The 24817-nt window shown below is 44.5% G+C and carries 22 protein-coding genes and 1 CRISPR repeat array (1 of these 23 only partly in view); of the genes, 15 read left to right on the top strand and 7 right to left on the bottom strand.

From position 1 onward, the window contains the following. The first annotated feature begins 199 nt into the window (after nucleotides 1-199). From QUA27_RS14790 to QUA27_RS14780, 3 genes are all read left to right on the top strand, one after another. A complete protein-coding gene (locus tag QUA27_RS14790) occupies nucleotides 200-646 on the top strand; it encodes a tellurite resistance TerB family protein (protein ID WP_172188498.1) in 447 nt (148 codons plus the stop codon). 154 nt (nucleotides 647-800) lie between these two features. Then, nucleotides 801-1226, top strand: coding sequence for an acyl-CoA thioesterase (locus tag QUA27_RS14785; protein ID WP_333068782.1), 426 nt, complete (start codon nucleotides 801-803; stop codon nucleotides 1224-1226). 76 nt (nucleotides 1227-1302) lie between these two features. Then, nucleotides 1303-2274: a putative 2-dehydropantoate 2-reductase gene (locus QUA27_RS14780; protein WP_333068781.1), complete on the top strand. Its 972-nt coding sequence runs from the start codon at nucleotides 1303-1305 to the stop codon at nucleotides 2272-2274. A 37-nt stretch (nucleotides 2275-2311) separates the two neighbouring features. On the opposite strand, the gene QUA27_RS14775 is transcribed toward QUA27_RS14780, so the two are convergent. The 4 genes from QUA27_RS14775 to menA form a co-directional block, all read right to left on the bottom strand. Then, a complete protein-coding gene (locus QUA27_RS14775) occupies nucleotides 2312-3736 on the bottom strand; it encodes a 2-succinylbenzoate--CoA ligase (protein ID WP_333068780.1) in 1425 nt (474 codons plus the stop codon). Nucleotides 3737-3805: 69 nt separating this feature from the next. Continuing rightward, a complete protein-coding gene (locus QUA27_RS14770; RefSeq protein ID WP_333068779.1) occupies nucleotides 3806-4843 on the bottom strand; it encodes an o-succinylbenzoate synthase in 1038 nt (345 codons plus the stop codon). Nucleotides 4844-4855: 12 nt separating this feature from the next. Then, nucleotides 4856-5656, bottom strand: coding sequence for a 2-succinyl-6-hydroxy-2,4-cyclohexadiene-1-carboxylate synthase (gene menH, locus QUA27_RS14765; RefSeq protein ID WP_333068778.1), 801 nt, complete (start codon nucleotides 5654-5656; stop codon nucleotides 4856-4858). A 142-nt stretch (nucleotides 5657-5798) separates the two neighbouring features. Then, nucleotides 5799-6695: a 2-carboxy-1,4-naphthoquinone phytyltransferase gene (menA, locus tag QUA27_RS14760; protein WP_333068777.1), complete on the bottom strand. Its 897-nt coding sequence runs from the start codon at nucleotides 6693-6695 to the stop codon at nucleotides 5799-5801. Between the two features lie 384 nt (nucleotides 6696-7079). Between menA and QUA27_RS14755 the strand changes: the two genes are divergently transcribed. Next, nucleotides 7080-8519, top strand: coding sequence for an isochorismate synthase (locus QUA27_RS14755; RefSeq protein WP_333068776.1), 1440 nt, complete (start codon nucleotides 7080-7082; stop codon nucleotides 8517-8519). 52 nt (nucleotides 8520-8571) lie between these two features. Here the strand turns inward: QUA27_RS14755 and QUA27_RS14750 are convergent, their stop codons facing one another. Continuing rightward, nucleotides 8572-8871, bottom strand: a complete 300-nt coding sequence (locus tag QUA27_RS14750; protein ID WP_333068775.1) for an antibiotic biosynthesis monooxygenase family protein — start codon at nucleotides 8869-8871, stop codon at nucleotides 8572-8574. Between the two features lie 73 nt (nucleotides 8872-8944). Here QUA27_RS14750 and menD point away from each other — a divergent pair, with 73 nt between their 5' ends. Further along, on the top strand, nucleotides 8945-10759 hold the full coding sequence (menD, locus tag QUA27_RS14745; RefSeq protein WP_333068774.1) for a 2-succinyl-5-enolpyruvyl-6-hydroxy-3-cyclohexene-1-carboxylic-acid synthase: 1815 nt from the start codon (nucleotides 8945-8947) through the stop codon (nucleotides 10757-10759). 44 nt (nucleotides 10760-10803) lie between these two features. Here the strand turns inward: menD and grxC are convergent, their stop codons facing one another. After that, on the bottom strand, nucleotides 10804-11118 hold the full coding sequence (gene grxC, locus QUA27_RS14740) for a glutaredoxin 3 (RefSeq protein ID WP_333068773.1): 315 nt from the start codon (nucleotides 11116-11118) through the stop codon (nucleotides 10804-10806). A 264-nt stretch (nucleotides 11119-11382) separates the two neighbouring features. Here grxC and QUA27_RS14735 point away from each other — a divergent pair, with 264 nt between their 5' ends. Next, on the top strand, nucleotides 11383-11598 hold the full coding sequence (locus QUA27_RS14735) for a hypothetical protein (RefSeq protein WP_333068772.1): 216 nt from the start codon (nucleotides 11383-11385) through the stop codon (nucleotides 11596-11598). A gap of 174 nt (nucleotides 11599-11772) precedes the next feature. Here the strand turns inward: QUA27_RS14735 and QUA27_RS14730 are convergent, their stop codons facing one another. Continuing rightward, complete coding sequence (locus QUA27_RS14730; RefSeq protein ID WP_333068771.1) at nucleotides 11773-12639, bottom strand: WYL domain-containing protein; 867 nt, start codon at nucleotides 12637-12639, stop codon at nucleotides 11773-11775. 97 nt (nucleotides 12640-12736) lie between these two features. Between QUA27_RS14730 and cas3 the strand changes: the two genes are divergently transcribed. From cas3 to cas2, 9 genes are all read left to right on the top strand, one after another. Beyond that, nucleotides 12737-14917: a type I-D CRISPR-associated helicase Cas3' gene (gene cas3 / locus QUA27_RS14725; protein WP_333068770.1), complete on the top strand. Its 2181-nt coding sequence runs from the start codon at nucleotides 12737-12739 to the stop codon at nucleotides 14915-14917. A gap of 404 nt (nucleotides 14918-15321) precedes the next feature. After that, nucleotides 15322-15573: a hypothetical protein gene (locus tag QUA27_RS14720; RefSeq protein ID WP_333068769.1), complete on the top strand. Its 252-nt coding sequence runs from the start codon at nucleotides 15322-15324 to the stop codon at nucleotides 15571-15573. A 129-nt stretch (nucleotides 15574-15702) separates the two neighbouring features. After that, nucleotides 15703-19071: a type I-D CRISPR-associated protein Cas10d/Csc3 gene (cas10d, locus tag QUA27_RS14715; RefSeq protein ID WP_333068768.1), complete on the top strand. Its 3369-nt coding sequence runs from the start codon at nucleotides 15703-15705 to the stop codon at nucleotides 19069-19071. A 69-nt stretch (nucleotides 19072-19140) separates the two neighbouring features. Beyond that, nucleotides 19141-20154, top strand: a complete 1014-nt coding sequence (cas7d, locus tag QUA27_RS14710) for a type I-D CRISPR-associated protein Cas7/Csc2 (protein ID WP_333068767.1) — start codon at nucleotides 19141-19143, stop codon at nucleotides 20152-20154. 5 nt (nucleotides 20155-20159) lie between these two features. Continuing rightward, complete coding sequence (gene cas5d, locus QUA27_RS14705) at nucleotides 20160-20867, top strand: type I-D CRISPR-associated protein Cas5/Csc1 (RefSeq protein ID WP_333068766.1); 708 nt, start codon at nucleotides 20160-20162, stop codon at nucleotides 20865-20867. Between the two features lie 127 nt (nucleotides 20868-20994). After that, entirely contained in the window at nucleotides 20995-21828 is an 834-nt protein-coding gene (gene cas6 / locus QUA27_RS14700) for a CRISPR-associated endoribonuclease Cas6 (protein ID WP_333068765.1), read from the top strand. 140 nt (nucleotides 21829-21968) lie between these two features. Then, nucleotides 21969-22562 carry a CRISPR-associated protein Cas4 gene (cas4, locus tag QUA27_RS14695; RefSeq protein WP_333068764.1) on the top strand — a complete coding sequence of 198 codons (594 nt, stop codon included), beginning with the start codon at nucleotides 21969-21971 and terminating at the stop codon, nucleotides 22560-22562. Between the two features lie 22 nt (nucleotides 22563-22584). After that, entirely contained in the window at nucleotides 22585-23589 is a 1005-nt protein-coding gene (gene cas1d, locus QUA27_RS14690; protein WP_333068763.1) for a type I-D CRISPR-associated endonuclease Cas1d, read from the top strand. A 16-nt stretch (nucleotides 23590-23605) separates the two neighbouring features. Then, on the top strand, nucleotides 23606-23878 hold the full coding sequence (cas2, locus tag QUA27_RS14685) for a CRISPR-associated endonuclease Cas2 (protein WP_333068762.1): 273 nt from the start codon (nucleotides 23606-23608) through the stop codon (nucleotides 23876-23878). Between the two features lie 254 nt (nucleotides 23879-24132). Beyond that, nucleotides 24133-24817: direct repeats of the CRISPR family, unit length 37 nt; unit sequence GCCGGAAACAACCTAAAACCCTATCAGGGATTGAAAC (it continues 6253 nt past the right edge of the window).

Raw genomic sequence — 24817 nt, 5'->3', positions numbered from 1 at the left:
GGGAAGGCAATTCAGGATAGGAATTAACCCGCCCTTACAGCACACAAGGGCGAAATAAAAATCTTAAGTTTTTCATAACTTTATTGATAACAACTAACTAACAAGATTTGATATAATTGTCGAAATCTCCCAAGAAACTTCCCGAGCCAGAGCAAATCCTGACTCCATGAATCGACTACTAAATAATGAGGAAAATATCATGGGTTTATTTGATAAAGTATCGCAGACTCGTCAAGAAACGGACGTAAGGTTAGGGCCGGCCGAAGCATTTGCGGCGATCGCGCTAATTGCCGTAGCAGCCGACGGTTACATCAATGACAGCGAAAGTAAAGCGATTAGCATGACACTATCTCGGATGCAACTGTTCCGCAGTTATCCCGATGACGTGATGAGAAAAATGCTCGATCGCCTGCTGATGATTCTGCAACGGCAAGGAGTTGAGGTACTGTTTAATGCGGCTTTAGCAACGCTTCCCGACGAACTTAAAGAAACTGTTTTTGCTGTGACAACTGATATCGCTTTAGCCGATGGCGAGGTTTCAGAAGAAGAAGAACAACTTTTGAACGATCTTTACAGTGCGTTGGGGCTTTCCGAAGATATTGCCCTCAAGATTATAGACGTGATGTTGATTAAGAACAAAGGTTAAGAAAGAAGGAGAAGGAGTTAGGAGGGCGAATTTTACAATATATAAAAATTAGCGCCTACTTACTTAGCTGACAACTTCTCCCAAAGTGCGGGTTTACCGATATGATGGTTGGTAAAATTGCGATAGAAGTTGCGATCGCCCGTTACTACCTCAAATGCCTTTCACTTACACCCGCACTGTTCACTTTCAAGATACCGATGCTGCTGGAGTCGTTTACTTTGCTAACGTTTTGGCAATGTGCCACGAAGCTTACGAGGCATCTCTAGCAGCATCGGGAATCAATCTCAAAGCATTTTTCAGCAATCCCGATGTTGCCTTTCCCATAATTCATGCTAGTGTAGATTTTTATCGCCCAATGTTTGCGGGCGATGGGCTGACGATTCAATTGACCCCCAAACAAGTTGCGGGCGATGAATTTGAAATTGTCTATCAAGTATTTTCGGGCGAAGTTGCAGGAAGAAGCGCAGCAAAAGCTCTTACTAAGCACGTCTGCATCAATGTAGTTAGCCGAACTCGAAAACAGCTATCTGAAGACTTAATGCAGTGGATGAAGAAATTTGAGCTTGAGATTTCCGATTAGTTCTATCTTTAAATAATAGCAGGGTATGACAGTCAAATTTCTGTTTAGTTGATATTATTTCTGACTTTTTGATATTATGTCAAATCGCAATTATGCCATTGTGGGCACGGGAGCTTTAGGCGGATTCTACGGTGCTAGACTGCAACAAGCAGGTTTAGAAGTCAATTTTTTGCTGCGCAGCGATTACGATCGGGTCAAAAAACACGGTTTGATTGTCGATTCTCCCGAAGGCGACTTCACCCTACCCCACGTCCGCGCCTACCACGACGCGCACAAAATGCCTCAGTGCGACGTAGTAATTGTAGCGCTGAAAACAACTCAAAATCACTTGTTGCCAAAAATACTGCCTCCTTTATTAAAGGATAACGGCGCGGTTTTAGTATTGCAAAACGGATTGAATGCCGAACCGGAAGTAGCTAAAATTGTCGGTGCAGACCGAGTGCTTGGCGGGCTGTGTTTTCTCTGCTCTTATAAAGTTGGGCCAGGTCATATCTGCCACCTAGATTACGGCACTATCACACTCGGAGAATATGCCCAGGACTACAAAGCAATCGGTATTACTGATAGATTGCACAAAATTGCTGCGGACTTTAAACGTGCTCATATACCTATTAAAATGAGCGAAGATTTGCTATTATCCAGGTGGAAAAAGCTAGTTTGGAATATTCCTTATAACGGGCTGTCTGTAGTTTTGGATGCCAGAACAGATGAACTGATGGCTAATCCCGATACTCTGATTTTAGTCAAGGAAATGATGGGAGAAGTGGTAGCGGGAGCCAAAAGTTGCGATCGCATTATTCCCGATGACTTTATCCCACATATGCTCGAATACACTGAGAAAATGAAGCCTTACCGCACCAGCATGAAAATCGATTATGATGAATCGCGGCCCCTGGAAGTTGAGGCGATTTTTGGTAATCCGATACGGGTGGCGCAGCAAGCAGGTATTAAGTTGCCCCAAATAGAGGTACTTTACCGAATGTTGAAGTTTGTGGATTTTCAAAGACAAGAAGCAGAGAGGACGAGAAGGCTGTTAGGTTTGTCGTAATTTAGGTCAAATAGCGGTAAGGTGCGCAATGCGCACCCTACATAAATTGATATTCGATCGCAATTTCTTGCAATTGTTCTCGATTGACTTTGCCTTGAGAATTGCGGGGCAATTGTTCGACGATAACCCAATATTTCGGTCGCTTAAACTTGCTCAACTTATCTTCTATCGCCGCTTGCAGATTTTTCACAGTAACTTCGGACTTAGCGGGAACGTAGATAGCCGTAACCACTTGACCCCAATCTTTGTCTGGCAAGCCAATTACAGCAATATCCGCAACTAAATTAGTCGATCGCACAATGGCTTCAACTTCCGCCGGAAATACATTTTCTCCGCCTGTGATAATTTTGTCGCTGCTGCGTCCGACGATATTTAAGTAGTTATTTTTATCAAAAAATCCCAAATCGTCTAATTGGAAATATTCGCGATCGCCAAATTGTTCAGGATAATAACCCAACGCCAAAGATTTAGCATTAACCACAATATTTCCGATTTTATTATCGCACAAAATCTCGCCCTTGGCACTGCGAATAGTTATTTTAGCGTGCGGTAAAGTTTGACCGGAACTGTTATTGCCCGCGAGAAAATCTTCGGGTTTTAGTGTAGCAATTTGCGAGGCAGTTTCGGTCATGCCATAACTTGGCGCTAATTTGATTTGATAGTTTCTAGCTGTTTCTAAAAGTTCCGGCCAAGCGGGAGCACCGCCCAAAAGTACGGCCCGAAACCGTCCCAGCCAATTAGCTGTATCTGGGTTTTGCAGCATCCGTTGCAGTTGAGTAGGAACTAAAGAAATGAAAAATTCTTCTGGTTGGATGTCGCATATTTTACCATTTTCTAATTCTTTAAATGGCTGAATTGCCAGTTTCCCTCCGGTAGTAAAGGAACGCATAAACTGCATTAAACCGCTGACGTGGTATAATGGCAAAACGCAGAACGAGTTGATTTTGCCAACTTGAAAATATTGTTGGAAACCTTGTACTGATGCCGTTAGTGTTTCCCAAGTGTGGATAGCAAAACGGATTTTTCCTGAAGAACCGCCGGTGGGAATCATGATCGTATCAAAATCGTTTTTAGTCGGCGAATGGAATTCGTGGCTGTACAAACGAAGTTCGCCTTCGCGGACTGGGATAGGGGGATTTTTGGGAAGCGGGTATTGTCCTAAAAATATGTCTGGTTGGACTAAATCAAAGACTTGTTGCCATTCTTGTTTTACCCAGTTGGGATTGCAGAGAAAAATGGGGCATTTGGTGGCGCGGGCGGCGGTGAAACTGGCAAGAAATCGCACGGGTTCTGGTTCGGCGAGGCAAATTTTTGGGGGTGTTTTTTGTGCGGGATTTTGGGTAATTTCTTGAAATACTCGATCGACAATTCGGGCAAATTCGCGACTGTCACAACCGATAAGCCAATTATCCGGCAAGCCAGACGCGATATCGAGGATATTTACTGTTAGATTTGTTGCCATAGATGCTTTCACCAAGTTTCTCGATTCAAAACAATTACCTAAGCCGCGGGATTTAGTCGTGATACTAATCTAAAATCTAAAATCTAAAATCGAATGGTTGTCATCAAACCAGCAATCAGTGCCGAAGCCGAGTGCTCTCTTATTTAAAGACAATTGTGTTGCTAAATTTAATGCTGCTTGTCTGCCGATTTCGGTTTCAAATACTGATGAGAAAACAGCGTCTATATTGTGAGTTTGACAAAATTTTCGCAGTTGGGATGGGGAACCAGCAATCGCAGGTTTAATGACGAAAATGCCCCGCCAGCCTTGGCTGTAGCACTCTTGGATGCGATCGAGGTTGGCAGCAGATTCATCAAGGGCGATCGCAGTTGCATAAATAGCATTCAATTCTACCATTTCCTGAAACTGTGTTACGGGCAGCGGCTGTTCCAAAAATTCAATCTCTGGGGAAAAATCGGGAGTTGCTTTTACGTGGTCGCAAGCTTGCAGCCATGTTTTAGCCTGCGAGTAATTGAGTCCCCCATTGGCATCTAATCGCAAAAATGCCGATTGTCGATCGCACAAATTGTGCATTGCTTGGATTAGCTGCTGAAAAATCTTTAATTCTTCCTCAATTGCAGCAACGCCAATTTTCCATTTAAACGTGCGATATCCCTCTAACCAAAGCACTTGCAAAGCCTGCAAAGCTGTTTCACCTGCTGGCAATAAACCGCTTAACCGATTTTGCATTTTCTCCCCCTTTTGGGAAAGGTAAGTTAAATTTTCGCTTTTCTCCCCCCCTTGGCAAGGGGGGGCTGGGGGGGGTAAATTTTGCTCGTTTGATAGTGCTGACTCAAAGCCAAATTGACAAGCCGGCAATTCAGCGGAAATAGCAAAAATCATCTCTGATGAAATATTACCTGGCAACTGGTGACAAAAATTTAAAGCTTGCTCAAAACTTTCGGAGCCAAACCCACTCAAAGGAGCAATTTCTCCCCAACCAATTCGACCATTTTCGCCAACAATTCGTAGGATAATTCCTTCGCGAATATCCCAAATGCCGTGACTTGTTTGCAGTGGACGCTTAAACTTTCGCTGATAAGTGCGAAACTCGAATTGATGAAGCATTAGTTTCTTTAGTTAATCATAAAATTGTCTCACAACTGTGACAAAGTGATCGATATTCTCAAAATGGATATTGTGGCCAGCTTTTGGTACAATTTCCAGACGGGCGGCTGGACACAAGCTGGCAATTTCGGTATTTATAGTGCTAAATTTATCATCATATTCTCCCGCTAGCAAGAGGATGGGGATTTGATTTTGTGCGAGTTTTTCCCAGAGAGAGGGCTGGTTGCCGGTTCCCATGTTGCGGAGTGATTTGGCTAATTCTAAGGGATTATTTCCTAAGCGGGTTTCTATGAGTTTGTCGAAGTTGGGAGAGTTTTTTAAAGATTTGAATAAAGGGCGATCGTACCAGTTTAATAAAAAATCTTTAATGTTGCTATTTTCTAAGTTTTGTGCTATGTGTAAATCGGCTTGGATGCGGTGCGATCGCTCTTTTTCTGTCTTCAATCCTGGAGAAGCTGACTCTAACACTACTTTCTCGAATCTGTGAGGAAAATGTAATGTCATGTACAGTGCCAATCGCCCGCCCATCGAATAGCCCAACAACAAACATTTGTCTATTTGTAAATCATCTAATAACTCGATTAATGCTTGGGCAGTATTTGACATAGTGTAGCAACTTTCGTCGCCGTTGACTTGGGTTTTTCCGTGACCGGGAAGGTCAACTGCTAAGCAGCAATAACTGTTAGAAAGTAAGGAAATCACCCTGCTAAAGTCTTGACTGCTGCCAGTGAATCCATGCAAAAATAAAAGTGTCGGCTGATTCTTGTTGCCAGTTAAGGAATAGTGAAAGTTATAATTATTAAATGTGTCCATATACAATTATACGATTCAATATAAGGTACGGATTGCTGAATTAAAGAAGATTTTGAGAAGTCGCCCAACTCTGCCAACTCCACGAACTCCCTCAACTTAGCAAACCATACCTCCAATTTACCGGAATTCTCGATCGCCAGCTCTACAAAACAAACCCCAACGCCAGCAGCAATCCGCTCGAAAAATGCAGCGTAACTGCGATAAACTTAGAGTTGCTGACCTTTGCTGGTTGGTCGTGATAGTCTGTGACATGGTGGCAAAGGTCGATCGCAAATGGCAAACTCCCAAAAATTAACAGCGTCCAAATTGGAAACATTCCCAAAGCCACCAATAGCACAGTCAAAGCATAAACGCTGCCGCACAACCACTGCAACAACTGAGCACCTTTTTTCGTACCGAGTCGAACAATTGGGGATTTTTTACCCGCCGCCAAATCGTCCTCAACTTGGTGAAAATGGGAACAAAATAAAATGATACTCGTTGTAATTCCCACGATTGCCGAAGCCGCTAAATTAGTTGCAGACCAAGTTTGAGTTTGACTGTAATAAGCAGCGGCCAAGGCTAGCGGCCCGAAGGTGAAAAAGCAAATAATTTCTCCCAAACCCTGATAGCCAAGACGAAACGGAGGCCCTTGATAAGTGTAGCCGAGAGCACAGCACAAAACTACTAGCAAAATTACTGTTGGGTCTTTTTGCCACCAGCTTATGGCGCAAATTCCCGACACTCCAACTGCTAAAAACAGATTGGCTAGCCCGAAAATTAAAGTTTTATTTCCGGTTAAGTTAACTAGAGAATGTGCTTTGTTTTTATCGATGCCTGTTTCTGAGTCAAATACATCATTGCTGAGATTCAGCCATGCTATAATCAAAATGGCTGACATTAAAAATGTCGAAAAAATTGACGAATTAATCATTTGAGTTTCGGCAAAAGCAATTGCAGTTCCTACTGAAATAGGAATCACCGCAACGCTGTACATGGGCGGCTTGATTGCCGCCAGCCACAATTTACTATTTGAACGTTCAATTAATTTTGTTGTCATCACACAAACTTGATTCAATTGATAGCAGCGTAGTAATTTTACAATTTTATTGGTGAAGAAAGTCTACTCTGTATCGGGTTGAGTGCGCGGGGGGCATCCGTTGAGACGCTTTGCGGGCGATCGCACGCCCGGTAATGCCCGTCTGCAAACCTCTGCAGGGTCGATCGCATGAGAGTCGAGATTTAGGTGCTCAATCTTAAAGTTTTATGTATAAATGTTTCGCTCGATCGCGCGATAGTCTGTTTTCGCCCCCAAGCGAGCCCAAACTTTCCGGGAAACTCGAAAGGTCATGTTTTGCGATCGCCCTCCCGTGCTTAGATCGAAATAGGGGTTCTAGCGGGACAAAACCGCACTCTTTCTGACAAATCTGCTATTCTCGCTTTCATGACAGTAATACCGCACCGCGCTAATCTTTTACAAGACCGCAATCAACTGCATCAGTTTCTGTTAGATTGCCAGCAGTCTTTAACGGAAAAAGATCAAACCAAGATAGTTAGTATTTCTCAGGAGATTGCCCCCGTCGATCCGCTAGTTGTACTTCAAGATATTTCCGAACCTTGCCAGCGACACTTTTACTTTGAAAAAAGAGACCCTATTGCCGGCAACAGTTTTGCGATCGCCGCCCTAGATTCGGCCATCCATCTAACAGTAGCAGGAAGCGATCGATTTGCCCTCGCTCAAAATTTTATTCAATCTTGTCTTGCCCGAACAATTACCATCGGTACAGAACGCTTGCCCTTCAGCGGGCCGCACTTTTTGTGTAGCTTTGCTTTTTTCGATGAGAATGTCGCCACCAATTCTTACTTTCCCCCTGGCACCGTATTTTTACCAAAATGGCAGATTACTCGCCTGAAGGATAGCTGCACAATTGTTGCAAATGCCATCATAAACCGCGACCTGAATATTAAGATTATTACGGATAATATTTGGCAAAATTTTGATAAAATTGCGTCTCGCCCTTACAACAACAAAAAAATAATTTCTATTAGAAAAAGTTCCATCTTTTTAAAACAAATTCCTGTGAATGATGCCACTCAATTTAAAACATCCGTCAAGTCAGCTTTAGAATTGATCGAGTCTCAATATTTCAGTAAAATCGTTTTATCCCAAGCAATAAATGTCATTTCCCAAACCCCTTTTAGTTTAATAGACTCCTTAAATAACTTGCGCCTTACTTATCCCGGTTGCTACGTATTTTCCACCAGTAACGGCAAAGGCCAAAATTTTATCGGTGCCAGTCCAGAACGCTTAATCAGCATTCACAAAAATGAATTAGTAACAGATGCCTTAGCTGGTTCGGCACCGAGGGGGAAAAATGAAGCGGAAGATGCGAATTTAGGCAAAGGTTTACTCAACAGCGAAAAGGATATTCGAGAACATCAAGTAGTAATTGATTTTATAGTCGATCGCCTGTCGAGTCTCGGTATCACTCCCGAATTTTCCCCGGTTCCCAGGCTGCTGCAACTGTCAAACATTCAGCATTTGTGGACACCCATAAGGGCTAGAATTCCCCGTGATATTCATTTATTAAAGATTTTATCTCAACTGCATCCAACGCCAGCGGTGGCAGGCGTACCGAGAGATATTGCCCTACAGCAAATTCGCGGCTGCGAAAGCTGCGATCGCTCTTTGTATGCAGCACCCCTCGGCTGGATAGATCGCACCGGCAACGGCGAATTTGCCGTCGGAATTCGATCGGCTTTAATCGATGGCGATCGGGCTATACTTTATGCTGGTGCTGGTATTGTGGCGGGTTCCGAACCCGAAAAAGAACTAGCAGAAATTCAGCTCAAATTGCAGGCACTTTTAAATGCTTTAGTTTAATTCAGCTAATTGGCAGAATGTAGAGTTGTCTGGCTAATTAATTGAGTTTGTGTTAATCTTTAATTTTCACCTCCTCAAAATGTTCTACTATGGGAAAAGGATCGTAAAAATGGTGAAGCATTCTTTTCCACTCTTGATATTCAGCGGAATTCCTAAATCTAATGGTATGAGCTTCTAAATTTTCCCATCTCACCAATAATAGATACTTTCCTTGAACTTCTGTGCAGCGATGAAGTTCGTGAGATAAATATCCATCTATAGACGATATCAGACTGGAGGCTTCTCTAAAAGCTATCTCAAAATCACCCTCACAGCCAGATTTGACATTAAGCACAACCGCCTCAAGAATCATAAAAATGTATCCTGACAATTATTTGGGTATAATATCCTAGCACAATACAGAGTTGAGCTACTCAGATTTAGCAATGCCAATAGATTTTCGCAATACAAATACCGTCTGGGCTTCCGTATTAGCAGAAACTTTGCAGCGGTTGGGATTAACTACCGCCGTCATTTGTCCCGGTTCGCGATCGGCACCGCTAACAATAGCCTTTGCTCACAACAAAAAAATAGAAACTATTCCCATACTCGACGAACGTTCAGGCAGCTTTTTTGCATTAGGAATTGCCAAAAAATCCGGTTTGCCAACCGCACTAATTTGCACATCGGGAACCGCCGCTGCCAACTTTTATCCTGCAATAATAGAAGCGAGAGAAAGTCGAATTCCGCTGCTAATACTCACCGCAGATCGACCTCCGGAACTGCGGGACTGTCACGCCGGACAAGCGATCGACCAAGTGAAAATATACGGCAATTATCCCAACTGGCAAGCCGAATTAGCGATACCTTCTGCGTCCAGAGGAATGCTAGACTATCTGCGCCAGACGATCGTTTATGCTTGGGAGCGATCGCAATTTCCAACACCCGGCCCTGTCCACCTAAACCTCCCCTTTCGCGACCCGCTTGTACCCGTTCCAGACATAGCCGTAGAAGCTTTAGAAACAGAATTTAATCCCGAAGATTTCTTTGCAGGATTAGAACCCATTTTCGCAGGAGAAAGCTCTACCCTCCCCAGCCCCCCCTTGTTAAGGGGGGGAGAAGAAAGTACCATGCAACAGTGGCAAAAGTGCGATCGAGGGATTATTATTGCAGGCGTTGCACAGCCTCAATTGGCCGAAAAATACTGTAGTGCGATCGCCCAAATTTCCAAATCTTTAAACTGGCCAGTTTTAGCAGAAGGACTATCCCCAGTCAGAAACTACGCCCAACTAAACCCCCATCTAATTTCCACCTACGATTTAATCCTGCGAAACCGCGAACTAGCAGATAAATTAACCCCAGAAATCGCCATTCAAATCGGAGACTTACCCACTAGCAAAGAACTGCGAAACTGGCTAGACAAAACCCAACCAAAACGCTACATAATCGACCCCAGCCACCACAACTTCGATCCGCTACACGGCCAAACAATTCACCTGCGAACCTCCGTAGAAAATCTCGCAACTAATCTCGCAACTATATTAACTCTTGTCCCCCCCCTTATTAAGGGGGGGTTAGGGGGGGATCGATCCCCTGCTACCAACGAATACCTGCAACTTTGGCACAACACCGAAATCCAAGTCAGACAAACAATAGACCAAAAAATATCAACAATTAACAACATAATCGAGCCCAAAGTTTCCTGGCTGCTTTCCCAAATTTTGCCGCCCGCAACACCGATATTTATTGCCAACAGTATGCCCGTCAGAGATGTCGAGTTTTTCTGGAAGCCAAACCACTTAGAAATAAAAGCTTTTGTCAATCGCGGCGCTAACGGCATAGACGGCACATTATCAACAGCGTTGGGAGTTGCTCACCGCAATCAAAGCAGCATCATGCTAACAGGTGATTTAACACTTTTGCACGATACGAACGGTTTTTTAATTAAAAATAAATTGGTCGGTCATCTGACAATCATATTAATTAATAACAACGGCGGCGGAATTTTTGAAATGTTGCCAGTTTCCAAATTTGACCCGCCCTTTGAAGAGTTTTTTGCCACGCCGCAGCAGATAAATTTTGCTCAGTTGTGTGCAACTTACGGCGTGGAACACGAGATAATAGACCATTGGGAACAGTTCAAACAAAAATTAAGTTTTTTGCCAAATAGCGGGATTCGCGTCTTAGAATTGCCAACAGACAGGCGCGCCGATGCTAAATGGCGGCAAGATAATCTAAGTAAATTTGCCAAAGATTTGTAAATTGGTAGGTTGAGCAGGTGGAACGAAACCCAACCTACACTAATTTAAACTGCTGGTTGAGCTAGCAGCGGATCTAACTGTCCATCTGCATCGAGTTTGTGAATGTCATCGCAGCCGCCTACGTGTTGGTTATTAATGAAAATTTGGGGTACGCTGCGGCGTCCGTTAGCGCGCTCGGCCATTGCTTTTCTAGCGGCTTCGTCGCCATCAATTTTGTATTCCGTGAAATTTACGCCTTTCCACCACAGCAAAGTTTTGGCGCGGATGCAGTAGGGACAGGTTTGCCAAGTATAGATTTCCACATTGGCTTTGATGCGATCGGGCTTGCGGCCCAAGAGAGGATTGAGAAAATCAAGCATTTTCGGTACTGGGGTAAAAATTAAACTGGTTGGGGGATTAACGATCATTTTAGCGAAATGCCGTCAGCCCCACGTCCTACCCAAAAATCGGTGCGGGATGGAATTGCCTGCGCCAACCTGTGGCCCTGTGACCCAAGTCACAACTTTACTCTACTCGGATCACTTGCTTTCACCCTAGAGAATCACATTTGCGACCTTATTAATATCACCGATATTTAGAGGAAACCAGAAGATGATAGATATATCGAATTCAACCGCACTGCCATGCGCCCCGTACAACTCCTCCCCGGCGCTATCTCTGAAATCCTCGCTTCTGTAACCGATACAGGCGTTTTGACTCTGGCGGATCGCTACGGTTTGATGGCCGCCACCTTCGACGACTCTCTGAATGACGAAGACAGAGGCTGTGTCAACCGCTTGCTGCGCGCGGTGCTCAGAGGCCGAGTGAAAGTAGTCAACGAACTTTCAGCAGCATTCTAATCGGGATTTGAAGTTTTGTTCTGAAGACAAGGTGAGTCAGCGGTAGATGAAAATAGTGGAAACTCAGGCAGGAGTGGAAACAGCGGTAATTTGAATTCGATTTAAAAGTTTTCTCCTCTAACTCAACAACGGTTTATTTGTCAAAGCAGCCTTTACCGGCTGCTTTTTTTTGATTTAATCGCGGATTTCGATGTTGTACTGGCGACAGAGGTCGATCAGTTTTTGTTGGAAGCGATCGCGCACGCTGTCTGGAGAGGCGATCGCGCAATCTTCCCAATAGGGGGCAATTTCGCGGAAAAACCAGAAGGTATTAAAAATCGGACGGGTGACTCGTCTCATTGGCGGATCGCCTTCTAAGTCGCTGACTTCCACATCGCCTTGCTTTCGCCTGTAGTTAAAGGCAAGCCTGCCAAATAAGTGAAACTCTACGGAAATCCTGTCTAGATCCGGCAGCCAAGGTCGATCGACCGACATCACCGCAGCATCTTCAATGCGATCGAGCAGCAGCGTCCAGTTGTGTTCGAGTCCAGGTACGTCTTGATTTCCCTCAGATTCTTCGCAGCGGCACATTAAATACTGTCGTTTTTCAATAGGAACAATCCGAGCGTGTAAGACTGTGTAACTCCAAAGGCGATCGGCTGCATCTCGATAGGAAAGGCGAAATGGTTGGTGTCTGTGGATAAAATTATCGATTTTTTGCCGCCAAGTAGGTAATGGGTTGCTCAAAAACCGATCGATTTCAGCCCGGAAGGGGAGAGTTAGTTCGCTGCGATCGCTCAACAATTGGGCAATTGCCAGCGCTTCATCAATTTTACCCAAGTCAAGCAATTGCTGTCGGGCGAGGTCTAGGGCTTGGATGCGGGTTTGGGGCCAGTCGTGGTTGGGGGCGATCGTCAGTTGGCGGCGGGCGATCGCTTCTATCAGTTTGGATATGTTCGGGCGATCGCCCCACGTCTTCCCGAATTCTTCGGCCAAGGCTTCCAACTGGGCTTTATCTCGTTCAGAAACCGACAGGGTGATCGATTGACCTTTGCGACTCATAAATGTACGGACACTTTATCTTTGTACAGGGTTGATTATCTCTATTGTCGGTGTCAATATGGGGAATATCCACTTTCTACGGACACAGTTTCAGCATATGTCCGACTACCAGATTACCCTCAAATCCGTTTACTCCTGTCCCGCTGCGGAGATTCCCCAGGGAGTCAAATTACCGGAAGGTTGGACACTTTCCTGGCATCAACTCGAAACTTTAAAAGCAATTCGCGATCCGAATATTGATGTCATTATCAATACGGCGATGACTGGCGACGGTAAAAGTTTAGGCGCTGCTTTAGAAACATTGCAGATATTTTGTTGTGCAATCTGGCTGTATCCTACAAATGAACTGGCGCGAGATCAGGAGACTCAATTTAAGCACTATATCGAACAATTCCAGCCCAAACACGAACCCCGCGTGGTGCGACTCAGTGGCTCGGAATTAGAAATCTATGCAGAAAATGAAGGATTGAGAAAAGCAGCCGCTATCGCATCCCGCACAGGTCAATCAGAGATTTTATTAACTAACCCTGATATCTTGCACTATCTCCACCGAGGAGCCTATTTAAGCTCGGAAGATAGTCCCGATAAACTTTGGGGTCGCATCGACAAAGATTTTGACCTATACATTTTTGATGAATTTCAGGTTCTTGCGACTCCCCAGACTAACAGCGTCACCAATACCCTGTTATTAATTCGTCATACCAACCGCCGGAAAAAGTTTGTATTTTTGTCAGCAACTCCAGACGCTCAATTAATTAACAGACTAGAAACAGCAGGGTTTCGCTGTCAAACTATCGACCCTTTAAAAGCAGGCAAATATCGGTTTCCCGATCGCCCTGCTGAAATCGAACAGTTGCAAAGCGACGGCTGGCGACAGATATTGAGGGAAAGTAAGCTGACTTTTATTTCCCTAGAACCAACTTCAAAAGCTTCTGAAACTTGGCTGAAAGACAGTGCAAATCTCATCCTGAGTCACTTTACAAAGTATCCGGGGAGTAAAGGAGCTATTATCCTGAATTCAATTGCTGCCGTCAAGCGGCTGACACCATTTTTTCGGGAATTGTTCGAGCCTCACGGTTTAATTGTTGGCGAAAATACCGGGTTGTCGGGAAAGACGGAAAAAGAGCGATCGCTCTCGTCAGACTTAGTTCTCGGTACTAGCACCATTGATGTCGGGGTAGACTTCAAAATCAATTTGCTAATTTTTGAATCCGCCGATGCGGGCAACTTCATCCAAAGATTGGGAAGGTTGGGGCGACACGATGGCTCGGAGCGCAATGGAGAGTTTATTCAGTTTAACAATTTCACAGCCATAGCGCTCATCCCTAATTTCTTAGTTGAACGCTTGTTTGCAGGTAACGATCCGATTTTAGAATCGAACGGGATTTATGACCGTCATTTTTTCTATCAACAAATTCGCGAACAATATCGCCAAATCAACAATTTTGAGGGATATTACTCGCGGTGGGGTGCGGTGCAGTCAGTTCAAATTTGCTGGGAATTAGGGCACAAGACAATTAAACAGCAGTACGCAGAAAGTCAGAAGGCTTTTCAGGAATCTTGCCAAAAAGTATTTAAAACTAGCTTGGGGAAAGTAGCAGGTGATATTAAACGGTGGGGCAGAGAGTGGCAAGAGCGATCGGGAAATAAGACAGGAAATCCGATCGTTGAGGATGCTAGCAGTTTTCGAGGTTCTAGTCCCCTGCAATGCGGCATTTGCGATTTAACCGATTCCCATGAGGCAGATAGGTTTAAAACTTACGATTTACCAGGAATTTTGAGCAACTTGGAAATCGAACCGATGACGGAAGCTGCATTTATGCGAATGTTGAACGAGACATCTGAACGGATTGGGCAACCGATTGCCAAAGGTCGATTTAAGCACAGTCTTGCTTTTTTGAAGTTGTGTAGTTATCGGGAGGAAAGACTGAATTGGAAATTTACTTATTCGGGCATTTTAGAGGAGAAAGCTGCTGCTTGGAAGGTTCAGGTTTTAACGGGTATTGAGGTTTTGCAACCTGAGAATTATTGGATCGGGGAAATCAACAAGCGTTTGAAAAAGCAAGCATTGGTTTGTTATGTGCTGCGCTATCCGGTGGCTGAGATGCGATCACGCCTGCGACTGCCAGTGCATTTTCAGATTTATCCGATTTGCGATCGGTACAGTTTCCACGATACGACTGCACCTTATTCGATCGCCTTTGGGCAGTCGGCTTTGTTGGTGGATACGCTGGCCCACTGGCTCAAGAGCAAGGGGGATGAAATATGGATTGCGTAGAAAGTCAATCCCTAATAGGGAGGGTTAAGTCAGGTAGAAAGATAGAGGAACGAACGCCATTAGGAGCGCAGCCAATTTTTTCAATCCCTAATAGGGTGTTAAGCTCTCAATAAAAATTAATAAGCTTTTTCTACCTGTCCACACCATAGTACATAAATATAGCAACGATGACAACTATGTTTAGATCGCTTAGACTTAGACAATGGAAAGCTTCGCGGCTCTGTGAGCAACGATCGCGAGTAGGAACACAGATATGTAATCGCAGCCCTTCTTGTTCTCTAGACAGAACGGTTTTTAGCGTCACTTTATTTGGGTGGGGGTATAACGCCCCCCTTGTGCTGCTGTTAGCAGTCAGCAGCCGTGAGTCTTTCCAGTCTGTAAAAACTAAACAGGAGACATTAACAATGCCAAAGCCAAAACGCTCTGGTGAGGGAGGGCCTTTGCTATTTATTCCCTATTCCCGGAAACCTTTTTTGGAAAACAAAAAGAAAGTTCGAGGGAGAAATCGCCACCCCTTTGAGTTGCTGGAAAAAGTTCAGAGCTTATTAGAAACTGCATTGGACAGAAATGAGTTTGAGTCAGAGGAGGTCAAAGCAGAAGTCTATGACTTTTTAGTAATCCTCCGAGGCTCTAAAAAGGTATCTCAAAGGCGCTAGATAGTAGCACTTTGCGAATTTTCAATAGTTAGGCTCTACAGGATTAGTGTAACTACATCAGAGCCTGTAGAGCTTTTTTGTCAAAAAAAAGATACGTGAGTTCTTTCATAGACTCCTTAGAGGCAGAAAATGGCTAAAAAACGTCAAAAACCCGACGAAGAGTACCAACAACTCTCATTATTTGATATCCCAGTTAATTTAAACTCTGAACGATCGGATGATCCAGATGATGACTGGTTGCAAGATGAAGAATTAGGGTCAAACTTTGAAACGTCCGATCGCACAATCGAACCTCAAACTCGCGACTTACTAACCCTCAAACTCTTGCGAGAAGCCATTCAGAGCCAAAATCATGGCGATCGCGTCATGGCAGATTTTGCCGAGTACGTACTGCCAAATCTGCTGCGAGTGGCCATTGGTGTGACAGCCAAAGGCGGCAAATTTTTCGACGAACTCGATCGGCAAAAAGGCAAAGAGAATGTTAGGCGGGACAATGCAGGCGATCAGTCCCTAAATACTCACCTGTTAAATGGATTATTTCCCGCTAATTTAATTGAACAGCGGTTAGAAAAGCTCGACACCACCGTGCGGCGATGCGTGGGAGAACAAGAACGGCGGCTAGTAATTGCTGGATTCATTCTCCACGATTTTGAAAAATTCCCAGATGTCCCCAACGATTGTCGCAAGTTACCGCTAGAAGAACACCGTCAAATTATTGATGAAAAAGTGCGACAGCTAGGAATAGATAACTTCATCAATCCCGACAATCCAGATACTTATCGAGAATACATTGACGATTTGCTGTGCCTTGCTTACAACGCTCAGCGGCGTTGGGATACGAACTGGAATTTTTCCGAATTTGGGTTAAATCCAGTTTGGCGCGATCGCACACTCCGCAGTCTCTCAGACTTAACCTGTTTAGCAGATTCCCTAGCATCTATTATCAAACATCCCCAAGATGCAGAAAATACCAGGCTAAACGAATTAATCCACAGCCTCAGCGACGGACAATTAAAATTCACTCATCACAGCATCGCGGAAAATAGGGGCGTACTTACCAACGTTGTCAATAATGCTTTAATGGAAGTACATACGGCGCTGAATACCGACGTTCTCACCTACTACGAACCATTGCTTTACCTGCCAACAGGCGTAATTTACCTAGCACGATCGGATGCTCCTGCTATTTCAATTGCCGACTTGCCAGAACGGGTAGTTAGCAAGATTAAACAACTGTGCGCCGGACAACTGCGACTGCGACAAACAGGCTTTGGGAGAGATGGTAAAGGCATGAAATATGCCGAGTATTATAACCTGTTTTTTGATGCGTCCGATTTAATGCAAGTTGCCATAAATGCTACTTTACGCATTCTCAAAATAGGGAAAAATTCTGTTGCCAAAAGTCGCAGCGATAATCTGATAAAGTTTCAAAAACAGGATATTTTGTCTGCTGATTACAACTTCAATTTTGACGACGATATTCGGATTGACCAGATTGCTGAACTGGGCGACTTAGTGAGTCGCAAGATTTGGGAAGAACAGGTTAATACCATCGAAACTGCACGCAAGAAAGACAAAAAACTACCCGCACTACCTGATCTAGATATTGTCGATGAAATTGCTAAGTTTTGGAAACTGTCCGAGTATCTGCCCGCCCTGAGAGAAATTCAACGGATTAATGAACGCCTGAAAGAACTTAAACTAAAAGGTAATACAGGTGGCGTTCCTTACGAATGGTACTATTTAGCAGCAAAGTATTTAGAACATCACCCAGGCATTGAGGATGTGCGGGAGGTTTGCGAACAGGCGATCGCTCACATTTCCCAAATGATTAAACCCATTGTTTCACAGTACAAATTGCCCGACGGTTGGGACGATTTGCGGCTGTGGGTAACGCGGGTTGTCATGTTACCCGGAAATACACCATTAGACACAGCATCCGCTGACGTATTTTTAGATGAGTTGGAACGCTACCAACTCGCTAAGAAACAGGGTAGAGGAAGACAGTTAATCTGTTCAATTTCTCATTCAGCTTACACGGTGACAGAACAAATGGAATCAGCCGTTTTGTTCACGCCTCAAGTTTACACTAACAAACAAATGTTGGGAGGTTCTAACGCCAAACGCAATATTTCTAGTATTGCAGGTTTGGAAATGATGCTGAGGCAAATTTTAATGAATCAAACTCAAGCTGTGGGCAAAAAGTTTGAAGATGGCAAATATCGCTATCTCTATTTTTACCCCACATACTACTTCACCCCAGAGACAAATAAGTTTCTGCAAAAAGCCTACACTAGCATTTCCCAAACCCGCTTTGATACCAGCATTCGCAATCATTTTATCAGCAAGGATTTGCAAGCGAATTTTGGGCGCGATCGCTACCAAAGTATCGATGCTTTCCTAATCGATGAAAATATCGAACCAGGAAAAGACCGCACATTCAAACTTTCCTATCCTGAAGATCAGCCCCTAACATTTTACTTCATGGCGCTTCCCCCCGGCCGAGATGCCACTGATACTGAATCTTGGGTAATGTCAACTTGGTTAGCATTTGTCTTCCCAATGATTCTAGATGTCAAGACCGTAGTTTCCGAGTCGCCAATTCCGCCTTTTAACGACGGTGCGGAATTTGAAGAAAGCGTATTTTTGGACAGTGTACCCCAAGCTTTTAGGGTATTGACGAAGCGCGATCGCTTTCGCCTCGACTACATCCTAGAAGGTTGGGAAGAAAACGGCAAATCTTATCCTGCACCTTTGAATGTGTTAACCGCTGCTTATGCGATTCACCTTGATGTTAATGCGAAACAGGGGAAGTCCGGCTATGACTCAAACTGGGGTAAATTAACTGAGCTCGCCAAGGATTTTGAAACCAGCCCGCTTTATGTGTTTAGCTACCTAAATCAATGGGTTCGCAAACAGAAAAATGAAACGGCATCAATTCAAAAAATTAAGCTTTATGCTTATCATTTTTACCCTTGCTTTGACTCCTATGCCCACTATAATCATGAAGAGGAACGATTGACTGTGACAACCGCATCAAGTTTAAACCACCCGCAAAAATTGACGGAATTGTATCGCAGATTTTACCGTGCAAGTAAGCGATATAATCCCAAAGCAAATGCTGTGCTGAAACCGATTGATATTGCTTCTAAAACTATCCTGGAAGCCGATCGCAGTTTTCAAGATGAATCTTTAGTGTTAGCTGTTGCGGCTGAAGTTTCAAAGCTCATGGATCGCGTTCACGCTTCTACTGCTGAAGGGCGCTGGATTTTTAGCAAGCGGGAGGAAGAACGAGAGGCAATTTTAGAGTTTGCTCGCTACTTTGTTGAGGAGGTATTTGAAAAGTCTTTTGCGGGCGATCGGGCTCGTTTAGCCGGCCGCCAAATCAACCTAATCCGAGATACCTGCGAATTCCTTTACCGTTTAGAGAATGACAAGGAAAATCGCGCGCGAGATGACAAATCTCCTGACGGATCTCAGGAAGAAGGTGAGGATTAGAGCTGAAGCTCTTGTTCGATCAGCTACACGCAAACAACAAAACTAACATTTTTACATAGGAGACAAATCATGGCTTTCTTGAAAACAGTTAACTCTAAATTTTTTCACGGAGACATTCCCTACAAACCAATGGGGAAATATGCTCATTTTCTGACGGTGCGGGTGACGGAATCTTATCCCCTGTTTCAAACCGACGGAGAACTGAATAAAGCGCGGGTGAGGTCAGGAATTCAAGACCAAAAACCTATCAGTCGCCTTACCATGTTTAAGCGCAAGCAATCGACACCAGAACGTTTGGTCGGTCGCGAGTTGCTGCGTAACTACGGTTTTATGACGGCTGAAGATTGCGAATATAATGTCAAGTTTGCCATGAATAATCCTGATTGCATTATCTACGGATTTGCGATCGGTGACTCTGGTTCAGAGAAATCTAAAGTAGTAGTTGACACAGCATTTTCAATTACCGCTTTTGATGAATCTCACGAGACTTTTACCCTCAATGCTCCCTTTGAGAATGGCACCATGGCATCTAAGGGTGAAGCAGGTTCCAAACCTGGGGAAGTTACCAGCCGCATCAATCAGCAAGACCACATCAAACCCCAGATTTTCTTTCCTAGCATTGTCACCCTAAAAGACCCTACAGAAGCTAGTTTTTTGTATGTTTTTAACAACATCCTCAGAACGCGGCACTATGGCGCTCAAACCACCCGCACAGGTAGAGTCAGAAATGAGTTAATTGGCGTGGTATTTGCCGACGGCGAAATTACCAGTAACCTCCGCTGGACACAAGCAATTTACGACAAATTGCAGGGTGACGATAAACTTAATTCCAACAACCCTCTCAATGAAGATGATGTGATTGTGGCTGCTAGCGCTGCTATCCAAACGTTACTGTCTGAGGAATTTATCGTGCATGAAGACTTTATTGGGGATAAGTTTACACCATTAGTGACAGAGGTGAAAGCTGTTATTGGCAATGAAGATGAACTCAAAAAAATGTTGAAGAAAGCCGATGACGAGGCTAAAGCTTACGCGAAGAAGCATATCAAGGGTAAGGCAGGAGCTACAGCAGCAGCAGAGTAACAACCATGACTTTTATTTACCGCTGTCAAATCGAGTTGCACGATAGCCTTTATTTTGCAACTCGCGAGATAGGGAGACTTTACGAAACAGAACCGGTAATTCACAATTACGCGCTTTGTTACGCCCTCGGTTTGGTGGATAGCGAAATCTATTCCACCACCGTTGCAGAAGAAGATTCCTATCGCTATTTCTGTCCAGAACAAATCCCTAAATACGAGCAGCATTTAATGGCGCTCAACCGACAGGGTATTTATGTTACTCCGGCGCGATCGATCTCTCACTCCTCCACCCTCAACACGTGGAAATACGCCAATAACAACTATCACGTTGAGATGGAAAAAACCCAGAAAAATATCCCTAGTTTTGGGAGAACTAAAGAAATTGCACCAGAAAGCAAATTTGAGTTTTTCCTAATCTCACAGAAGTCTCTGAAACTAGCGAAATGGATTCGTCTGGGAAAGTGGATGAGCAAAGCAGCAGTCGAAATCGTAGAACAGAAGGAAGTGAAGCGATCGCCCTCAGAAACAGACTTCATCTTTCCCTATCTTCTCAACCCTTTAGACGTGATGTTTTCCCATCAAGTGATTAGCTATGATGTGGTTAATATGCCTCCGGTTAGCCTCATCCAAAATGTCAAAATGCTAGGGCGATATTACGACTTTGACAAACTCAAAATTCCGGCGTGTATGGAATACCGCTTTCGGGCTGATTAATAGGAGGAAGATTCCCTAGAAATGCGTTCCCAGGTTTTACCTGGGAACGAGAAATGAGAAATGAGAAAACGAGAAACCAGGGAAAACCTCTCGGCTAATTCAAACCTCTTTTAACCATTAACCAAATATGCCGCACAGCCTAGTCCTCAACATCCTCCCCCTGGCCCCAATTTCCCCCGGATACCTCACCGGAAGACACCTGCACGCCCTCTTCCTGACCCTCGTGAGCTCCGTTGACAAAAAACTCGGCGATCGCCTCCACGATGCCACCGCCCAAAAATCCTTCACCCTCAGCCCTTTGCAAACAAAAAAATGCCCATTCAAAAAACACCATTTCCTGCAATGGGAACACACACAATCGATTCCAGAACATACCCTCTGTTGGTGGCGGATTACTCTGCTTGATGACACTCTATTCGGCAAATTAACTAATCTTTGGCTGAATCTCAATCCCTCGAAGCCGTGGCATCTGGGGCCCGCCGATTTGATGATTACTAAGATTCTGGGAACGCCCCAAGTAGATCAGCCTTGGGCTAATGCTTGCGATTACTCTCAATTGTACGATCGCGCTTCCGAAACTAATCGCTTAATTGCCTTCAGTTTTGCGACTCCTACTACCTTTCGACAGGGAAAATTTGATTCGGTGATTCCTACTAGAGACTGCGTTTTTAATAGTCTCCTCAGTCGGTGGAATAAGTACAGCCCGATCGCAATTCCCGATCAGTCATTCGATGCACTTTTTTCGACATTTGTCAATATCCGAAGTGAAAGATTGACTAACTATCAAAGCGATTTTGTCGGCATGGTTGGGGAGGTTAGTTATCGGATTTTGGGAGAGGTGGAGCCTTTAGTGATTAAGCAAATTAACGCTTTGGCTGATTTTGCTGTTTACTGCGGGGTGGGGAGGAAAACTCCGATGGGGATGGGAATGACTCGGCGGATTGTTGTTAATAAGAATTAAACGGATTTTGAGGGCGGGCAAGATGCCGGATTTCCAGGGCGGGCAAGATGCCCACCCCACAATAACACTAAACTCTTGTGGAACAGGCATCTTGCCTGTTGCTAATTCCAATTACTAATCTCCTACAAATCCTCAAAATTATGAACGATTTTGATTACATTTCGATCGCATCTCTCAACCAGTATTCTTACTGTCCTCACCGCTGTTGGCGAATGTCTTGCGCGGGAGAATTCACCGATAATCAGTATACCATTGAAGGGACGAGTTTGCACGATCGCGTTCACACGATGGGCGAGATTAATCGCGATGAAACTTGGCAGGTTCGGGCGATTTGGCTGAAATCAGAACGCTACAAACTGATTGGGAAATCGGATTTGATTGAGTCGGCTGAGGGTGAGATTTATCCGGTGGAATACAAGCGCGGCCGGAAGGGGGAATGGGATAACGATGAGTTGCAGGTTTGCGCCCAAGCGCTTTGTTTAGAGGAGATGACTGGGAAAACTATTGCGACTGGATATGTGTATTACGCGCAGTCGCATCAGCGGCAATTAGTCGAGATTTCTGAGGGTTTGAGACAGGATGCGATCGCAACTATTGAAAAAGTCGGTGCTCTTTGGCGATCGGGAAATATCCCTTTACCAGTTTACACCTCTCGGTGTAAGGGATGCAGTCTTTTTCCCCAATGTCTGCCCCAAGCTGCGGCCAAAGTCAACCGCTATCAAGAAGCAAGTTAACCTGCAAATAGGAGAATTCACAATGGGAACAGTTTACATTACTCAAGAAGATGCTTTTATTGGCAAAGTGGATGAACGTCTGACGGTTAAAGCTGACAAAAAAAATCTCTTGGACGTGCCATTAATTAAGATTGATGGGGTTGTTGCATTGGGACGCGCTACAGTTTCGCCGGCTGTAGTTGTGGAACTGTTGGAACGTCACATTCCTTTGAGTTTTTTGACAGTAAACGGACGTTATTTGGGGAGGTTGGAACCGGAGATGACGAAAAATATCTTTGTGCGAAAAGCTCAGTGGCAAGCGGCTGGGGAATCGGAACAGGCGGTGCATTTAGTTAGGGGGTTTGTACGGGGAAAGCTCAAGAATTACCGCAATACTTTGTTAGAATGTCAGCGTAAATATTCTCCCCAGGATTTGGAAAAGCCCATCGCCCAATTGAAAAAAGTCATCGCGTCTATTGATAAAACTTCCAATATTAATTCTCTGCGAGGATTAGAGGGGGCGGGTAGTGCGACTTATTTTGGCTGCTTCAATCGGCTGATTCGCGTGCCGGATTTTAGCTTTGAAGTTCGCCGCCGCCGTCCGCCTACAGATCCGGTAAATTCTCTGTTAAGTTTGGGATATTCTCTGCTGCGGCACGATGTTCAAAGTGCAGTGAATATTGTGGGATTCGATCCGTATTTGGGATATTTGCATTTTGAGCGCTATGGGCGTCCTTCCTTAGCGCTGGATTTGATGGAAGAATTTCGACCTTTGGTAGTTGATGCTGTAGTGTTGACGGCGATCAATTTGCAGAAAGTTTCCCCTAATGATTTTACGGCAGAAGCGTTGAGCGGCGCGGTTTCTTTGACAAAAGAAGCGCTGCACAATTTTTTGCGACTTTACGAACAAAAGAAACAGTCAAAGTTCAAGCATCCAGTGATGGAAAAGTTGTGTACTTATCAAGAAGCTTTTGAAATTCAAGGGCGGCTGATGGCTAAGTATTTGATGGGTGAAGTTGATAAGTATCCGCCTTTGGTTCTGAAATAGGGAGGGCAATAAAGTTATGTTTGTTTTGGTTTGCTACGATATATCAGAGGACAAGCGCCGCACTAAGATTCACCAGATTCTCAAGTCTTATGGGGAATGGAAGCAGTATTCGGTGTTTCATTGCGAGGTGACGGATACTGAGTATGCCCGGATGCGCCAACGTCTGAATAGGGTGATTAAGTCAGAAGAAGACAGTATCCTGTTTCATTCTTTGTGTGCTTGCTGTCAGGGCAAGATCGAGCGGATTGGCGGCCGGGCACCGATCGATACTACGATCTTTATGGTCTGATTTTGCGTCTGGCTGTAGGTGTAGAACGGAGGGGGGGAATTTTAATAGCCCAGAGCTTTACCAGGACTGGGTTTGCGGTGGTTTGTACCTCATGCGGGTCAGACGCAAATGCTGAAAGCTTTACATGGAGAGAGTTTGAGGTCTATTTGAATTTTGTCCCCTTGACGGGGCGATCGCTGAAACGGTATATTGATCGCAGTCAGACGCAACTGAACCTTGAAAACCTTATATTTCAAGCCTCCCAGACCCCGGCGGCCGGAAACAACCTAAAACCCTATCAGGGATTGAAACGCCACATTTTGTCAGACCAGGACTGACCGGGAACGCCGCCGGAAACAACCTAAAACCCTATCAGGGATTGAAACTGGTTGCAAACTATGTGGGCGTCTCCTTCTGAATTTGGCCGGAAACAACCTAAAACCCTATCAGGGATTGAAACTACACTTAGTTACTGTTGAGCTATGATCCAATTTGCCGGAAACAACCTAAAACCCTATCAGGGATTGAAACAACTTGAAAAGGTATTTGAGAGTTTAAATTAACTGCAGCCGGAAACAACCTAAAACCCTATCAGGGATTGAAACATTGGAAATTGACTATTTGTATTGAAACCCGCAGGAGCCGGAAACAACCTAAAACCCTATCAGGGATTGAAACCCGGCAGCGCCTTTTTCTCCGTATTCTGCTGCTATTGCCGGAAACAACCTAAAACCCTATCAGGGATTGAAACACATAAAATAGTTGTTTCACCTGTGGCAAATCGCGCCGGAAACAACCTAAAACCCTATCAGGGATTGAAACTTCCTTAGAGAAGGCACAACCCCTACGGTTACAGCCGGAAACAACCTAAAACCCTATCAGGGATTGAAACAAACACCACCAAGGGAGTGCTCAAAATTAATTTTGGCCGGAAACAACCTAAAACCCTATCAGGGATTG

Origin of the sequence: Microcoleus harperi Pol14_C6, from assembly GCF_036701295.1 — a bacterium.
Taxonomy (GTDB): Bacteria; Cyanobacteriota; Cyanobacteriia; order Cyanobacteriales; family Microcoleaceae; genus Microcoleus.
The sequence above is the reverse complement of the archived record's forward strand: the minus strand, read 5'-3'. Positions and strand labels throughout refer to the sequence as shown.

Bases quoted from the DNA above. Each gene is read 5' to 3' on its own strand.
- QUA27_RS14790 (WP_172188498.1), top strand. From the start codon at position 200: ATGGGTTTATTTGATAAAGTATCGCAGACTCGTCAAGAAACGGACGTA.
- QUA27_RS14785 (WP_333068782.1), top strand. From the start codon at position 801: ATGCCTTTCACTTACACCCGCACTGTTCACTTTCAAGATACCGATGCT.
- QUA27_RS14780 (WP_333068781.1), top strand. From the start codon at position 1,303: ATGTCAAATCGCAATTATGCCATTGTGGGCACGGGAGCTTTAGGCGGA.
- QUA27_RS14775 (WP_333068780.1), bottom strand. From the start codon at position 3,736: ATGGCAACAAATCTAACAGTAAATATCCTCGATATCGCGTCTGGCTTG.
- QUA27_RS14770 (WP_333068779.1), bottom strand. From the start codon at position 4,843: ATGCTTCATCAATTCGAGTTTCGCACTTATCAGCGAAAGTTTAAGCGT.
- menH (WP_333068778.1), bottom strand. From the start codon at position 5,656: ATGGACACATTTAATAATTATAACTTTCACTATTCCTTAACTGGCAAC.
- menA (WP_333068777.1), bottom strand. From the start codon at position 6,695: ATGACAACAAAATTAATTGAACGTTCAAATAGTAAATTGTGGCTGGCG.
- QUA27_RS14755 (WP_333068776.1), top strand. From the start codon at position 7,080: ATGACAGTAATACCGCACCGCGCTAATCTTTTACAAGACCGCAATCAA.
- QUA27_RS14750 (WP_333068775.1), bottom strand. From the start codon at position 8,871: ATGATTCTTGAGGCGGTTGTGCTTAATGTCAAATCTGGCTGTGAGGGT.
- menD (WP_333068774.1), top strand. From the start codon at position 8,945: ATGCCAATAGATTTTCGCAATACAAATACCGTCTGGGCTTCCGTATTA.
- grxC (WP_333068773.1), bottom strand. From the start codon at position 11,118: ATGCTTGATTTTCTCAATCCTCTCTTGGGCCGCAAGCCCGATCGCATC.
- QUA27_RS14735 (WP_333068772.1), top strand. From the start codon at position 11,383: ATGCGCCCCGTACAACTCCTCCCCGGCGCTATCTCTGAAATCCTCGCT.
- QUA27_RS14730 (WP_333068771.1), bottom strand. From the start codon at position 12,639: ATGAGTCGCAAAGGTCAATCGATCACCCTGTCGGTTTCTGAACGAGAT.
- cas3 (WP_333068770.1), top strand. From the start codon at position 12,737: ATGTCCGACTACCAGATTACCCTCAAATCCGTTTACTCCTGTCCCGCT.
- QUA27_RS14720 (WP_333068769.1), top strand. From the start codon at position 15,322: ATGCCAAAGCCAAAACGCTCTGGTGAGGGAGGGCCTTTGCTATTTATT.
- cas10d (WP_333068768.1), top strand. From the start codon at position 15,703: ATGGCTAAAAAACGTCAAAAACCCGACGAAGAGTACCAACAACTCTCA.
- cas7d (WP_333068767.1), top strand. From the start codon at position 19,141: ATGGCTTTCTTGAAAACAGTTAACTCTAAATTTTTTCACGGAGACATT.
- cas5d (WP_333068766.1), top strand. From the start codon at position 20,160: ATGACTTTTATTTACCGCTGTCAAATCGAGTTGCACGATAGCCTTTAT.
- cas6 (WP_333068765.1), top strand. From the start codon at position 20,995: ATGCCGCACAGCCTAGTCCTCAACATCCTCCCCCTGGCCCCAATTTCC.
- cas4 (WP_333068764.1), top strand. From the start codon at position 21,969: ATGAACGATTTTGATTACATTTCGATCGCATCTCTCAACCAGTATTCT.
- cas1d (WP_333068763.1), top strand. From the start codon at position 22,585: ATGGGAACAGTTTACATTACTCAAGAAGATGCTTTTATTGGCAAAGTG.
- cas2 (WP_333068762.1), top strand. From the start codon at position 23,606: ATGTTTGTTTTGGTTTGCTACGATATATCAGAGGACAAGCGCCGCACT.